This is a genomic window from Amycolatopsis pigmentata (assembly GCF_042684065.1).
GTDB classification, from domain to species: domain Bacteria; phylum Actinomycetota; class Actinomycetes; order Mycobacteriales; family Pseudonocardiaceae; genus Amycolatopsis_E; species Amycolatopsis_E pigmentata.
This window is the reverse complement of the sequence record NZ_JBHUKR010000029.1, coordinates 201,380-215,458: the sequence shown is the minus strand read 5'-3', so window position 1 is coordinate 215,458 and position 14,079 is coordinate 201,380. Positions and strand designations below refer to the sequence as shown.

Below are 14,079 nucleotides of genomic sequence, written 5' to 3'. Positions count from 1 at the left end.
CCGTCGTCGAGACAGCGGAGTGGTCAGCGGTAGCCGGCGGCGGCGTGCGCGCGCAGGCGGGCGACGGTTTGCTGCAGTTCGCGGACCTGGGCGGTGAGCTCCTGGACGCGGTGGGAGTCCTGGGACTCGGCGAGCCGGCGGATCCGGTCGATCTCGACGGCGACCGTTTGCGCCGGGTCGGGAAGCGGGCACTCGCAGTGCGGACAACGCGCCGAATCACTCATGGGATACCTCGCTCGCTTGCTGGGGCGAAGCCGACGCTACGCGTGACCGCCGGGCCCCAACAATGACAGCGGCCCCAAACCTGGCCTCGCGTTCTTGGGTCCGGGCACAAAGCTCGACGGCCGCCGGCGAAATTGCCTTTACGATGTGCCCGTGGCGGATAACGAGATCAGCCGCGAGAACACCGCACTACGTGGACTGGTCGCGGTGTACCGCCACCTGTCCACGCTCGCCGCCCAGGACTCGGGCATCGAAGCCGTCACCGAGCTGATCGCCGAACGGATGGATGCCACGGTCGCCGTGGTGGACGAGCGGATGGGGGTGCTCGCCGCGGCGTCCCCTGCGGGGGTGGCGGAAGAGGTGGTGCGCGAGCGTGTCGTGCATCCCCGGCTGGCGCAGGTCCTGGCGCTGACCGGGCACACCCGGCGCGCGGCGCGGATCCCGGATGTGATCGAGCCGTCGCCGATGATCGTCGCTCCGATTCCGGTCGGCAACGAGGTGCCTGCCTTCCTGCTGACCCTGCACGACGGCGAGGGCGACATCGGCGACGACATGCGCCTGCTGGTCACCGAGCACGCCGCCACGGTTTGCGGGGTCATCCTCGGCCGTGAGCGGGTGGTGGCCGCGGCGGGAGCCCGCGCCCGTGAGGACCTGATCGAGGGCCTCCTCTCCGGCAAGGGCAGCGACGCCGACGAGGTGCTGCGCTGGGCCCGTCACCTCGGTTACGACGAGACCCGCGACCATCGCGTGCTCGCGTTGGTCGTGGAGCAGAGCCAAGACGGGCTGGGGGAGCGGGCGCCGGTCGTGATCGAGCGCTTCTTCGGCACCCAGGCCTCCGATGCGATCATCGCCGTCCGCGACCGCGAGGTCGTCGTGGTGCTGCCCAGCGACACTCCTCGCGCCGACCAGGCCGACCGCGCCGAGCGGTTGACCAACGCCTGCCTCGACCGGGTTCGCGAGCTGTTCCCGTCGGCCCTGGTGACGGTCGGGATCGGCGGACGCTGCGGACCGCCGGAGCAGATCGCCACGTCCTACGACGAAGCCCGGCGCACGGTCGAGACAGCCCGCCGGATGGGCCGCACCGGCACCGTCGTCGCCTTCGACGAACTGGGTATCCACCGGCTGCTGCTCCAGGTGGCCGACCCGGCACAGTTGCGCGCCTTCGCGCACGAGGTGTTCGGTGAGCTGAGCACGCATCCCCGGGCCGCGGTGTCGGAGTATCTGACCACTCTCGGCTGCTATTTCCGCGCCAACAACAGCCCGCAGCGCGCCTCCCGTGCTCTGCACGTCCACCCGAACACGGTGACCTACCGCGTACGGAGGGTTGAGCAGATCACCGCATTGGACTTCACTAACTATCGCGACCGTCTCATGGCTCAGGTCGCCCTGGAGATTCTCGACGCGGTAGGGGAGGGACCATGATCGCAAGTCGCGCCTCTCGAGGTGACCACGGAGCGCGCCCGTCTTTGTCCGCGCTCAGGGCGGCAGGGCGCCCAGCCATCCGACGTGACCTGCGCTGGGCAGGAGCGCCCTGTCGACATCATCGAGGGGGCGCGCGAAGTCGCGGGGAAACCGGAGGGACCATGACTAGGGTCGAGGGGGCGCGCGAAGTCGCGGGGAGAACGGAGGGACCATGAATTTCGCGGAGGTCCTGCGCGAACGGGTGCTGGTCTGCGACGGGGCGATGGGCACCATGTTGCACGCGGCGGGCAACTCCCTCGACCGCGCGCTGCCCGAACTGAACCTGTCCAACCCCGAACTGGTGAGCACGGTCCACGAAAGTTACGTCGGCGCGGGCGTCGACATCGTGCTCACCAACACCTTCGGCGCCAATCGTTTGCGGCTGGCCGAACACGGCAGTTCCACCAGCGTCCGCGACATCAATCTCGCCGCCGTCCGGCTCGCCCGGCAGGCTCGTCGCGGTGTCGACCGGACGATCTTCGTCGGGGGTTCGGTCTCGCCCGCGGTGAGCGCGAGTCAGCGCCAGAGCGTGCGGCCCGACGAGCGGGTCGAGGCGATCCGGGAGCAGGTGCGCGCGCTCGTCGACGGCGGTGTCGACCTGCTGGTGCTGGAGACCTTCGGGTACCTCGACGAACTGGTCGAGGCCGTCCGGGTGGCCGCCGGCCTCACCGAACTGCCGATTCTCGCCCAGGCGACGTTCACCGCCGAGGGCCTCATGCCCGGCGGCGAGACCCCGCACGAGGTCGCGAGCGCGCTCGGTGAGCTGCCGATCACCGCGCTCGGCGCCAACTGCACGGTCGGCCCTCAGCGCATGCTCGCCGTCGTCGACGAACTGCGCCGGTACACCACGTTGCCGATCAGCGCCCAGCCGAACGCCGGCCTGCCCCGCAGGATCGGACGCCGGTTCGAGTACAGCGTCGAGGGCGACTACTTCGCCCGCTACGCGCGCCGTTACGTGGAGCGAGGTGCCTCCATCGTCGGTGGCTGCTGTGGAACCAGCCCCGCCCACATCCGCGACATCGTCACCACGCTGACCGATCTGCGGCCGAAGCAACAGCGCCGTCCGAAACCGGTGCGCCCGCGCCCGCTGGTCCAGCCCGAACACGGCAGGCTCGCGCAACGGCTCGCGGAGCGGCGTTTCGTGGTCGCCGCGCAGATCGCGCCGCCGGCAGGCGGCGGTGCCGAGGAAGCCACCGAACTGGTCAGTGTGTTGCGCCGCAACGGAATCGACCTCGTCTTCGTGGCCGCACGGGAGAGCGCCCGCGCACAGGTCAGTTCGGCGAGCCTGGCCCTGCACGTGGAACGCGAGGTCGGCGCGGAGACCATCGCCACCGTGACGACCTGGGACAAGACCATCATGACGTTGCAGGCCGACCTGCTCGGCGCGCACGCCTTCGGGATGCGCACCGTCGTCTGCGAGACCGGCAACCCGCCGCTGCGGGGCGACTACCCGAACGCGGACGGCATATGGGAGGTCGACTCGGTAGGCCTCATCGAACTGCTGGCCGGTCTCAACGACGGGCGCGACTGCAACGGTCTCACCCTCGCCACGAAGACCTCCTTCCACATCGGAGCCCGGTTCAACCCCGGCGCCGAAGACCGCGACGCCGAACTCGCCCGCACCAAGGCGAAGATCGCCGCCGGTGCGCAGTTCCTCATCACCAGGCCGATCTATGAGACCGAGGGCCTGGCCGCGATGCTCGCCGTACTGTCCGAAGAGGACGTTCCGGTGCTGATGGCGGTCTCACCGCTGACCGGGTACGCCGAAGCCGAATACCTCGCCCACGAAGTGCCAGACGTGCGCATCCCGCGCGCCACGCTGGACACGCTGGAGGCGGCGGGCGATCGCGGCCGGGAAGTCGGCCTGGAGCTCGCCTCCGAACTGCTGGCCGAGGCGCGTCCGCTCGTGCGAGGCGTCGTCCTGGTGTTGCGGGACGGTCGTAAGCTCGCGGATTTCCTTCCGTTGGTCGCCGAACACAAGTGAGTTGTTTGCCGGTGCCGGTTACCGGGCGGTAGGGTTCACCGGGCAAGCCCGCGCCGACAGGACTGTCCTTTGTGGAGGATTCAGGTCGTCCCGGGGACGGTACGGCAGTGAGGCGGACCGCATGGGTGTCAACCAGCGCGCGCAGATCCGGATGACCGACGAGGAGATCGCCGAGTTCATCGAGAAGAGCCGCACGGCCACGATGGCCACCCTCGGCCCGGACGGCGCCCCGCATCTGGTCGCCATGTGGTACGCGGTGATCGACGGCCAGATCTGGTTCGAGACCAAGGCCAAGGCACAGAAGGTGGTCAACCTGCGCCGCGACGGCCGGATCACCTGCATGATCGAGGACGGCCATACCTACGACAAGCTGCGGGGCGTGTCGCTGGAGGGCCGTGGGGTGATCAGCGAGGACCCGGAGGAGCTCTGGCAGGTCGGCGTCAGTGTTTGGGAGCGCTACCACGGCACCTACGGCGACGAGATGAAGCCGGCCGTGGAAGCGTTGCTACACAAGCGGGTCGCGGTGCGGGTGGAGGTCGACCGGGTGCGCTCGTGGGACCACCGCAAGCTCGGCCTGCCCGCGATGCCCCTCGCCGGTTCCACCGCCGAGCACCTCGATTAACGCGTGTCCCAAGCCTCCCCGGTCAGCTCTCGATCAGCTTGGCGCGCAACAGGTCCGTCTCCGCGCCGTCGAAACCGTGCTCGGACAACCAGGAGTGGACTCCGCCATAACGGACGTCGATCTGATCCAGGAACGTGGCCATCGTCTCGGCCCTCGGGGTGTGGTCGGCGTCGTCCGGCCGCTTCGCCAGATCAGGCGCGTAGGTGGGGGACGCGCGCAGGCGCGCGAGGATTCCGCTGATCCGGTTGCCGCTGGCGGCGTAGTCGGCGATCACCGCGTCCCGGCGTGTCCCGGCGACCGACAGGGCCAGCGCAACCACCACGCCGGTCCGGTCCTTGCCCGCGGCGCAGTGCACCAGCGCGGCGCCCCGGGCCGCCGCGACCGATCGGAGCGCGCCGACCACGCTGTCGGGCCGGTCCTCGAGATAGCCGAGGTAGATCGCGCACACCGGATCCGCCGGGTACCGGGCCAGCGCGCGCTCACGGCGGTGGCCGAGCATCGCCTCCGCGCCGGCGTCGGTCGCTTCGCCCGCCTCGGGCAGAACCGAGTGGTGCGCGTGCAGCACGGACTCCACACCGCGCAGCGGGCCTGGCCCTTCGGCTTGGACCTCATGGGTCCCGCGCAGGTCGACGACCGTGGTCAGGTCGAATTCCTCGACGAGCAGTTTGATGTCGGTGACGGTCAGGTCCTGGAGGTTGTCCGAGCGGAGCAGGCGGCGCCGGGCGATCCGCCCGCCGTCGTCGGTGGGCAGTCCGCCCACATCGCGGGCGTTGACGGCGCCTTCGAGTTCGAGCCATCGCATGGACCCATGGTTCATGGTGCCGGAGGCGCAGCCAAGGCGGCGGTGGGGCGAACCTCGCCGGCGCCGGGTTCTTCGCGGACGCGGCCGATCCGCGCGGTGCCGGCGTAACCGTGGCGCCGCAACCACGTCAGCCAGCCGAGCATTCCGATGTGGGCGGCGATCAGGTGCCCGGCGAAGGTGAGACCGGCGGGCAGCGTGGCGGGCGCGTCGGTGACATAGATCACCGCGATGAACAGGTCGATCGCGGCCACCGCCCACCCGCGCTGCTTCGGGACGAGGACGATCGCCATCGCGCCCGCGGTGGCGAAAAAGCCGTAACTGACGCCGACGTCGAGCCACTGCCCGGCCTCATGGGGGAGCAGCCCGGCCTGCAGCGCCACGATCATCGGCACTTCCGTGGCGAGCGTGGCCAGCACGTGCCCGCTCGCGAAGATCGCGAACGTCCACCCGGAGCCGATCCGCCGTTCCAGCGGCGCGACCGCGACCGCGAAGATCACCGCGTAGACCAGCCAGTCCTTGCTTCCCAGCCACAGCGCGCTGCTGATCAGGCTGTTGATCGGGTGATGAACGAGGTTGTCGGCGTCGGTACTGGACACGGCCAGCAGGCGGGCCGCGATCTTCGCACCGGCGAGGCGCTGGATGTTCGAGGTCACCAGCAGGACGACCAGGTAGCAGAACGTGAACGGGGTCCCGGTCGGGGTCGGAAGCAGCCGTCCGGCCCGGATGACCCACCGGTGCCGTCTTCGCGTCGTGGCCGCTTCCTCACGCACTGACTCAGTTTGCGGGCTCACTCTGAAAAGAAACCATCGCCCGGCTGTGAATTCACTGTGATCCGCGCCCGTGACCGCCGTCCGGCCCATCGCTTGCCGACGAAGGGAGCCCACACGTAATCCGTGTGACCGCGAGCGTGGTGTCCGGCATGGTGGAGCCATGACACCCCTTGGGTCAACCCGCGGCCGTCCAGGTGACTACAGAGCGCGCCTTCTTTTGCCGCTGTCGGGGCGGCAGGGCGCCGTTCCGCCTGGCGTGCCGTGTGCAGGGAAGGAGCGCTCTGTCGACACGATCGCGGGGGCGCGCAAGGTCGCGAAGGGACAGCGATGACCGGACGCACTGCTTTCGGAAGGGTTTTCGACGTCCCCGACGGTTACGTGAACACGCCGAGCATCGGGATTCCGCCCGCCGTGACGGCCGACGCGGTGGCCGCCGCGGTGGACCGGTGGCGGCGCGGGGCCGACGCCCCACCGGATTTCGACGAAGCGGTGGCGGCCTCGCGGCGGGGGTTCGCCGACCTCATCGGTGTGCCCGCGGACCGGGTCGCGATCGGGGCGTCGGCGTCGCAACTGCTCGCGGTGGTCGCGGCGGGAGTGCCGGACGGCGGGAAGGTGCTGGCGGCGGCGGGGGAGTTCACCAGCACCACGTTCCCGTTCGCGGCACAGGAACATCGCGGTGTCACGGTGACGGAAGTGGATCTCGGCGAGCTCGCGCGGTCCGTGCCGGGCCACGACCTGGTGGTGGTGAGCGTCGTGCAGTCGGCCGACGGCGCCATCGCCGCCCTCGACGAGCTGCGGGAAGCGGCACGGGAGGCGGGAACCGCCGTCGTCCTCGACGTTTCCCAGGCCGCCGGCTGGCTTCCGCTCCGGCTGGACTGGGCGGACTGGGTGGTCTGCGCCGGCTACAAGTGGCTGCTGTCCCCGCGCGGGTCCGCCTGGCTCGCGGTGCATCCACGGGCGCTGGAGCGAGGCGTGCCGGTCGCGGCGGGATGGTTCGCGGGCGAAAACCCTTGGCAGACCTTGTATGGCATGCCGCTGCGGCTCGCCCGTGGTGCCCGCGCGTTCGACCTGTCCCCGGTCTGGCTCGCCCACGTCGGCGCGGCGGTTTCGTTGCCCTACCTGGCCTCGCTGGACATCGCCGAGGTCCGGGACCACTGCGTCAAACTGGCCGATGCCCTCTTGGCCGGGCTCGGCCTGCCCGAGCGAGGCAGCGCGATCGTGTCCGTGGACGGCGACGCCGCCCGGCTCGAGGAGACCGGCGTGAGGGCGAGCTTCCGCGCGGGGAAGGCACGGTTCGGCTTTCATCTTTACAACACGATGGACGATGTCGAGCGCGTGCTCTCCGCGCTCGCCTGATCAGTGACTCTGCGCACATCAGGGGTGAAGTCGGGCGAGAAAGGCTGAACTTCGAGCGGGTTAACGCGGTGGGAAGCCCGCGAGCGCAGTACCGTGGTCGATCGTGGTTGGAGCCCAGTTCCCGCCGAACGGCGGAACCGCGCCGCTGCCCAGAATCCCGGCGGCGCCGAAACGGACCGGTTACCTGCTCAAGGCCCTCGCCCTGGTCGCGGTCGCGGTGGTCTCGGGCCTGCTCTGGTGGCTGGTGCGGCATGACTCTGGGCAGGCCGGGGTGGCGAGCCCGGCGGTCCACAAGGAGTTCACGTTCGCCATGGCGGAAGGCCCGGTCGTGTCGACCAACTGTGCCGCCAATTCGACCGGCGAAGTGCGGACGTGGTTCACCCAGCACCCGTGCCAGCGGCTCGCGCGGGCCCTCTACAACACCGCCTACGGCAATTCCCGGGTGGTCGTGTCCATCGCGGTGGTCACCACCGCCAGCCCCGCCGACGCCGCCGCGCTCAAGTCGATCGCCGACCGGGACGGCACCGGCAACATCAACGACCTGATCAAGGACGGCACCGCCCACCTCTCCGACGCCCCGAAGCGGCTCGGCGCGGGCAAGTACGGGTCGAAGACCGACGGCGACCAGGTGACCATCGTGCTGTCGGCGTTCTCCGACGACCATCCGGACGACGCGACGCTCAAGCGGGTCGACGCCGAAGCCCTGGCGCTGAGCGCTCAGCTCGGCTGAGCGCCCGGGAGCGCGACCGCGATGGGCGAGATGTCGCCCGAGATCCGCCAGCGGGTGCCACGCCGCGCGGAGAGCAGCATGCCTCGCAGGGCGAGCGCTCGCAGTTCGCCGTCGCCCGCCCGTTCGAGGACGCCGCGCCACGCGGCCATCGCGTCGGCTTCGGCCGCCGCGACCGCGTTCTTGGCCGAGGCCGCGTCGGTCACCGGCTGCGGTGTGAGGTAGGCGGGTTCGGCGGGCGCGGGCTGGGCGCCGGCGGCGGTGAGCATCACGATGCACGCGTCGCGGCGGTCCCGGTGCTCGGTGGCCCCGTCGGCGGCGCTGTTCACGATGTTGCTCGGCACGAACGCGGTCACCAGCGTGTACACCCACACGGCCGCGTGTTCGGCGGTCAGCACCTTCTGCAGCGAGTCGACCGACTCGGCGGCGACGGGCGAGCGCGTGGTGCCGAGCGGGCCGGGGTCCTCGCCGGTGCCCAGTTCGGAGACCTCCTGGAGCCCGGCGCACCCGGCCGCGACAGCGGCCACCAGGCCCGCCCGGAACCCCTGCAGAGAGGGCACCAGGTTCTCGGCCTGCTGCCGTGCGGTGGCGAGCCGGGCCCGCAGTCCGCTGACACCGGCGCCGGACGGGGTGTCGGGGTGCGTCGCCGACTTCGGCCGGTTGAGGCGGTCCACTTCGGCTTGCAGCGCCTGGGCGTGGGCGCTCCGCAGGGTGGCCATCTGGGCCGCCGCGGCGCCTTGGACCTGGTGCGCGGCGTCCGCGTCGGCGCGCGCCTGCTCGGCCAGCGGCGCGAGCGGGTCGGGCTCGTCGGAGTAGCCGGTCCGGCATGCGGTGAGCGAGACGGCCAGCGCGGCCAGGGTGCCGGCACGCAGGACGTCACGACGGGTACGAGGCGTCACGGTGAGCCATCCTGCCAGGCCCGGCGACCGGCCTGACAGGCACGGCGCGACCAGGACATACGCGGAGACGACTCAGCCGTTTGACGCAGACAAGATAAGCTTGACCCTCACAGACGAACAGAAAAGCAACAGGAGAGCGCCAAGGTGCCTGGAGAACTCGCCGCCCGGCTCGAGCCCGTTGTGGCCGAAGCCGTCGCCGGCGCGGGTTTCGACCTCGACGCCCTCGATGTCCAGCAGGCGGGCCGCCGCAAGCTGGTCAAGGTCGTCGTCGACTCGGACGACGGCGTCGGGCTCGACGAGGTCGCCGAGATCAGCCGCACGGTTTCCGCCGTGCTCGACCGGCATGACCATCTGATCGCGGGCGCCTACACCCTCGAGGTCACCTCGCCGGGCGTGGACCGGCCGCTGACCCTGCCGAGACACTGGCGCCGGGCCCGTCACCATCTGGTCCGGGTCACGCCGGCCGAAGGCGCCGGCTTCGTGGGCCGGGTGGGGCACGCCGGCGCGGAAGCGGTCCGGATGCTGGTCGAGGGCCAGATCCGCGAAGTCCGCTACCGCGACGTGAGCAAGGCCGTGGTCGAGATCGAATTCAAGCAACCGCCGACGGAGGATCTGAAACTGCTCGAGACCGACGCCGCCGCGACGAAGGAGGAAACCAGGTGAACGTCGACATCGCGGCGCTGCGTGCCATCGAGCGGGACAAGGACATCCCCTTCGACACGGTGATCGCGGCCATCGAGACCGCACTGCTGACCGCCTACCGCCACACCGAGGGCCACCAGCAGCACGCCAAGATCGACATCGATCGCAAGACCGGCTACGTCCGCGTGCTCGCCTACAAACTGGACGAGAACGGCGAAGTCGAAGAGGAGTGGGACGACACTCCGGAGGGCTTCGGGCGCATCGCGGCCACCACCGCCCGCCAGGTCATCCTGCAACGGCTGCGCGACGCCGAGCACGAGCGCACCTACGGCGAGTTCTCCGCCAAGGAAGGCGAGATCGTCGCCGGGGTGATCCAGCGCGACGCCCGCGCCAACGCCCGGGGGATGGTCGTGGTGCAGGTCGGGGACACCGAGGGCGTGCTGCCCGCGGCCGAGCAGGTGCCCGGCGAGTCCTACCAGCACGGCAGCCGTATCAAGGCTTACGTGGTCGGCGTTTCGCGTGGCAGCAGGGGCCCGCAGATCACGCTGTCCCGGACCCACCCCAACCTGGTGCGCAAGCTCTTCGCGCTCGAAGTGCCCGAAATCGCCGACGGCACCGTGGAAATCGCCGCGGTGGCGCGGGAAGCCGGGCACCGGTCCAAGATCGCCGTGCGCTCGACGGTGCCCGGGGTCAACGCCAAGGGCGCGTGCATCGGGCCGGTGGGCGCGCGTGTCCGCAACGTGATGAGCGAGCTGGCCGGGGAGAAGATCGACATCATCGACCACTCGGACGACCCGGCTCGCTTCGTCGGGAATGCCTTGTCCCCGGCGAAGGTTGTCTCGGTACAGGTGGTGGACGAGCGCACGAAGACGGCCCGCGTCGTGGTGCCGGACTTCCAGCTTTCGCTCGCCATCGGCAAAGAAGGACAGAATGCCCGGCTCGCCGCCCGGCTCACCGGGTGGCGGATCGACATCCGCAGCGACGCGGCCGCGGACCCCGAACCCCGTCCGGCAACAACCGGTTCGGCTGAGTGAGGGGCCACGAGATAGACTCGGAGAAGGTTCGGAGGCCGCGTACGGGTGAAGCATGCGCCGGAGAGGGGGAGACCCCGATCCGGACGTGTGTCGGATGCCGGAAGCGGGCTTCGTCCGGTGCGTTGCTGCGAGTGGTCGCGACGGGCGGGCGGTTGGTCGCCGACGAACGTCGGCGGTTGCCGGGCCGGGGTGCATGGCTTCACCCCGTACCGGACTGTCTGGCCAAGGCCGAGCGGCGGCGGGCGTTCACCAGGGCATTGCGGGTTCCTGGGCCGCTCGACGGCGCGGAGTTGAAGCGGGTGCTCGGGGTGAGCGCCGGAGAACCAGTGTGAAGTGAGGCGCACAAGCCGTGCCGGACGCGAAGGCGGCCGGCGGGCCGCGATTCGCCGAACAAGACGGATGGGGGACCCCCCTCCATCCGGCCGGAACCAAGGAAGCAGGTCGACCCGTCATGAGTCAGCCGTGAAGCTGAAGCCATGAACGCGCGACGATAGGACGAGGTCAGCGGAACCCTTACCGCCTGGCCTCATCAGTTGAGGAGAGCAGTGGCAGGTAAGGCCCGCGTACACGAGCTCGCCAAGGAGCTCGGTGTCACCAGCAAGGAAGTTCTCGCCAAGCTCAAGGAGCAGGGCGAGTTCGTGAAGTCCGCGTCGTCCACCGTCGAGGCCCCGGTGGCCCGTCGGCTGCGCGACGCGTTTTCGGCGAAGGACGGCCGGTCCGGCCGGTCCGGTGGTGGCCGCAAGCCGGTGCCGTCGGCGCCCCCGGGCAACGGTGCCGTTCCAGCGCCTCCCCGGACTCCCGAATCCACCCAGGAGCGGCCGCGTCCGTCCGCGGTCCCCGGTCCGCGCCCCGGACCCCGTCCCGCTCCGCAGCAGACCCCGGTGCCGCAGCAGGCTCCGGCCCCGCAGCAGGCTCAGCAACCGCAGCGCCGGACGGAGGTGCCCGCGGCCAGGACCGAGCAAAGGTCCGAACCGAGGCCGTCCGCTCCGAAGCCCGCGCCCCGGCCGCAACCGCAGTCCGGTCAGCAGGGTTCGGTGGTACCCCCCAAGCCGCAGGGTCCCAAGCCCGGCGGCCCGAAGCCCGGCCCGCGTGCGCCGCGGGTGGGCAACAACCCCTTCGGCGTCGGTTCCGGCTCGCCCGCGCCGCGTCCCGCCGCGCCGCGTCCCGGTGGTGACAGGCCGTCGCGCGACGAGCGTGGCCCGCGTCCCGGTGGCGAGCGTCCGGGCGGCGAGCGTCCCAGTGGCGACCGCCCGGCTCCCGCGCCACGTCCCGGCGGCGGCAACCGGCCCAGTCCGGGCAACATGCCGCCGCGTCCGAACCCGGGCATGATGCCCGGCCGTCCGGCGCGGCCCTCGGGCCCCGGCGGTGGCCGTGGTGGTCCCGGCGGCGGCCGTGGCGCCGGTGCGCCCGGCCGTGGCGGTCCCGGCGGTGGAGCCGGTCGCGGTGGTCCCGGTGGTGGCGGCGGCGGTGGTTACCGTGGCGGTCCTGGTGGCGGCGGCGGTGGCGGTGGCTTCCGCGGTGGTCCCGGTGGCGGTGGCGGTGGCGCACCGGCCGGTGGCGGCGGTTTCCGTGGCGGCGGTGGCCGTGGCGGCGGTGGCCGTGGTGGCACGGCCGGTGCCTTCGGCCGTCCCGGTGGCCCCTCGCGAAAGGGCCGCAAGTCGAAGCGGCAGAAGCGCCAGGAGTACATGGACAACATGCAGGCGCCCAGCGTCGGCGGTGTCCGCCTGCCCAAGGGCAGCGGCGAGACGATCCGCCTGCCGCGTGGTGCCTCGCTGACCGATTTCGCGGAGAAGATCGACGCGAACCCGGCTTCGCTGGTCCAGGTGCTCTTCCACCTCGGTGAGATGGTCACCGCGACCCAGTCGGTGTCCGAGGAGATCCTCGAGCTGCTCGGCTCGGAGATGAACTACCAGGTGCAGGTGGTCAGCCCCGAAGAGGAGGACCGCGAGCTCCTGGAGGCCTTCGACATCAGCTACGGCGAGGACGCCGGCGAGGAGGAGGACCTGCGGGTCCGGCCTCCGGTGGTGACCGTCATGGGTCACGTCGACCACGGTAAGACCCGTCTGCTGGACACCATCCGGAAGACGAAGGTGCGCGAGGGCGAGGCCGGCGGCATCACCCAGCACATCGGCGCCTACCAGGTGGAGACCGCGCTGGAGGGCAACCCCCGGCTCATCACCTTCATCGACACCCCGGGTCACGAGTCGTTCACCGCGATGCGTGCCCGTGGTGCGAAGTCCAGTGACATCGCGGTGCTCGTGGTCGCGGCCGACGACGGCGTGATGCCGCAGACGGTCGAGGCGATCAACCACGCCCAGGCGGCCAAGGCGCCGATCGTGGTCGCGGTCAACAAGATCGACAAGGAAGGCGCGAACCCGCAGAAGATCCGCCAGCAGCTCACCGAGTACGGGCTGGTCGCCGAGGAGTACGGCGGCGACACGATGTTCGTGGACATCTCCGCGCGGGAGAACGTGAACATCGACCAGCTCCTCGAGGCGATCCTGCTGACCGCCGACGCGACGCTGGACCTGAGGGCCAATCCGGACATGGAGGCCCAGGGTGTCGCGATCGAGGCACACCTGGACCGTGGCCGCGGTCCGGTCGCCACGGTGCTGGTCCAGCGCGGAACGCTGCGGGTGGGCGACTCGGTCGTGGCGGGCGACGCCTACGGCCGCGTCCGCCGGATGGTCGACGAGCACAACCAGGACGTCACCGAGGCGCTGCCGTCGCGGCCGGTGCAGGTCATCGGGTTCACCTCGGTGCCCCGTGCCGGTGACACCTTCCTGGTCGTCGAGGAGGACAGGGTCGCCCGGCAGATCGCCGAGCGCCGCCAGGCCCGTATCCGCAACGCGCAGAACGCCGCCAAGCGGAAGCGCGTCAGCCTGGAGGACCTCGACTCCGCGCTGAAGGAGACCTCGACCCTCAACCTGATCATCAAGGGCGACAACTCGGGTACCGTCGAGGCGCTCGAAGCGGCCTTGCTGCAGCTGGAGGTCGGCGACGACGTCGAGCTCAACGTGGTGCACCGCGGCGTCGGTGGGGTCACCGAAAGCGACATCGACCTCGCCACCGCCTCGGACGCGATCGTGCTGGGCTTCAACGTGCGGGCCCAGGGCAAGGCGACCGAGCGGGCCACCCGCGAGGGCGTCGACGTCCGGTACTACACGGTGATCTACCAGGCCATCGAGGAGATCGAGCAGGCGCTCAAGGGCATGCTCAAGCCGGAGTACGAGGAGGTCGAACTCGGCAAGGCGGAGGTCCGCGAGGTCTTCAAGTCCTCCAAGTTCGGCACCATCGCCGGTTGCCTGGTCACCTCGGGCGAGATCCGCCGTAACGCGAAGGCCCGCCTGCTGCGGGACAACGTGGTGATCGCGGAGAACCTGCCGGTCAGCTCGCTGCGCCGGTTCAAGGACGACGTGGTCGAGGTACGCGACGGGTTCGAGTGCGGTCTCACCTTGGGGTCCTACAGCGACATCAAGGTCGGCGACCAGGTCGAAACCTACGAACAGCGCGAGAAGCCGCGCGCCTAGTGACGCGGTGAAGAAGGGGCTCCGGGGCGA

Annotated in this window: 13 protein-coding genes; 9 read left to right on the top strand and 4 right to left on the bottom strand. The window is 70.7% G+C overall.

Annotated features, from left to right (window positions below; translation table 11 throughout):
- Positions 1-23: 23 nt before the first annotated feature.
- Positions 24-224: a hypothetical protein gene (locus ACFSXZ_RS40515; protein ID WP_378271798.1), complete on the bottom strand. Its 201-nt coding sequence runs from the start codon at positions 222-224 to the stop codon at positions 24-26.
- Positions 225-375: 151 nt separating this feature from the next.
- Between ACFSXZ_RS40515 and ACFSXZ_RS40510 the strand changes: the two genes are divergently transcribed.
- The 3 genes from ACFSXZ_RS40510 (at position 376) to ACFSXZ_RS40500 (ending at position 4,289) form a co-directional block, all read left to right on the top strand.
- Positions 376-1,644, top strand: a complete 1,269-nt coding sequence (locus tag ACFSXZ_RS40510; protein ID WP_378271797.1) for a PucR family transcriptional regulator — start codon at positions 376-378, stop codon at positions 1,642-1,644.
- A 211-nt stretch (positions 1,645-1,855) separates the two neighbouring features.
- A complete protein-coding gene (locus tag ACFSXZ_RS40505; protein ID WP_378271795.1) occupies positions 1,856-3,667 on the top strand; it encodes a bifunctional homocysteine S-methyltransferase/methylenetetrahydrofolate reductase in 1,812 nt (603 codons plus the stop codon).
- Between the two features lie 121 nt (positions 3,668-3,788).
- Entirely contained in the window at positions 3,789-4,289 is a 501-nt protein-coding gene (locus ACFSXZ_RS40500; protein WP_378271793.1) for a pyridoxamine 5'-phosphate oxidase family protein, read from the top strand.
- A 22-nt stretch (positions 4,290-4,311) separates the two neighbouring features.
- Here ACFSXZ_RS40500 and ACFSXZ_RS40495 read toward each other — a convergent pair whose 3' ends face one another.
- Together ACFSXZ_RS40495 and ACFSXZ_RS40490 are read right to left on the bottom strand one after the other, a co-directional pair.
- Positions 4,312-5,091 (bottom strand): tyrosine-protein phosphatase, encoded by a 780-nt coding sequence (locus tag ACFSXZ_RS40495; protein ID WP_378271792.1) that lies wholly within the window; start codon positions 5,089-5,091, stop codon positions 4,312-4,314.
- A gap of 11 nt (positions 5,092-5,102) precedes the next feature.
- On the bottom strand, positions 5,103-5,861 hold the full coding sequence (locus ACFSXZ_RS40490) for a rhomboid-like protein (RefSeq protein WP_378271791.1): 759 nt from the start codon (positions 5,859-5,861) through the stop codon (positions 5,103-5,105).
- A 327-nt stretch (positions 5,862-6,188) separates the two neighbouring features.
- On the opposite strand from ACFSXZ_RS40490, the gene ACFSXZ_RS40485 reads away from it, so the two are divergent.
- A complete protein-coding gene (locus tag ACFSXZ_RS40485; RefSeq protein WP_378271789.1) occupies positions 6,189-7,217 on the top strand; it encodes an aminotransferase class V-fold PLP-dependent enzyme in 1,029 nt (342 codons plus the stop codon).
- Positions 7,218-7,320: 103 nt separating this feature from the next.
- The gene (locus ACFSXZ_RS40480; RefSeq protein WP_378271787.1) at positions 7,321-7,947 is read left to right on the top strand and encodes a hypothetical protein; all 627 of its coding nucleotides are present in this window, start codon (positions 7,321-7,323) and stop codon (positions 7,945-7,947) included.
- Here the strand turns inward: ACFSXZ_RS40480 and ACFSXZ_RS40475 are convergent.
- A complete protein-coding gene (locus tag ACFSXZ_RS40475; RefSeq protein ID WP_378271786.1) occupies positions 7,935-8,843 on the bottom strand; it encodes a ferritin-like domain-containing protein in 909 nt (302 codons plus the stop codon). The two genes, ACFSXZ_RS40480 and ACFSXZ_RS40475, sit on opposite strands and share 13 nt — an antisense overlap.
- A gap of 144 nt (positions 8,844-8,987) precedes the next feature.
- Here ACFSXZ_RS40475 and rimP point away from each other — a divergent pair, with 144 nt between their 5' ends.
- From rimP to infB, 4 genes are all read left to right on the top strand, one after another.
- Positions 8,988-9,506 (top strand): ribosome maturation factor RimP, encoded by a 519-nt coding sequence (gene rimP, locus ACFSXZ_RS40470; RefSeq protein ID WP_378271784.1) that lies wholly within the window; start codon positions 8,988-8,990, stop codon positions 9,504-9,506.
- The gene (gene nusA / locus ACFSXZ_RS40465) at positions 9,503-10,519 is read left to right on the top strand and encodes a transcription termination factor NusA (protein ID WP_378271783.1); all 1,017 of its coding nucleotides are present in this window, start codon (positions 9,503-9,505) and stop codon (positions 10,517-10,519) included. The genes rimP and nusA overlap by 4 nt, the downstream gene beginning before the upstream one ends.
- A gap of 131 nt (positions 10,520-10,650) precedes the next feature.
- Complete coding sequence (locus ACFSXZ_RS40460) at positions 10,651-10,851, top strand: YlxR family protein (RefSeq protein ID WP_378271782.1); 201 nt, start codon at positions 10,651-10,653, stop codon at positions 10,849-10,851.
- A 213-nt stretch (positions 10,852-11,064) separates the two neighbouring features.
- The gene (gene infB / locus ACFSXZ_RS40455; protein WP_378271780.1) at positions 11,065-14,049 is read left to right on the top strand and encodes a translation initiation factor IF-2; all 2,985 of its coding nucleotides are present in this window, start codon (positions 11,065-11,067) and stop codon (positions 14,047-14,049) included.
- Positions 14,050-14,079: the final 30 nt, after the last annotated feature.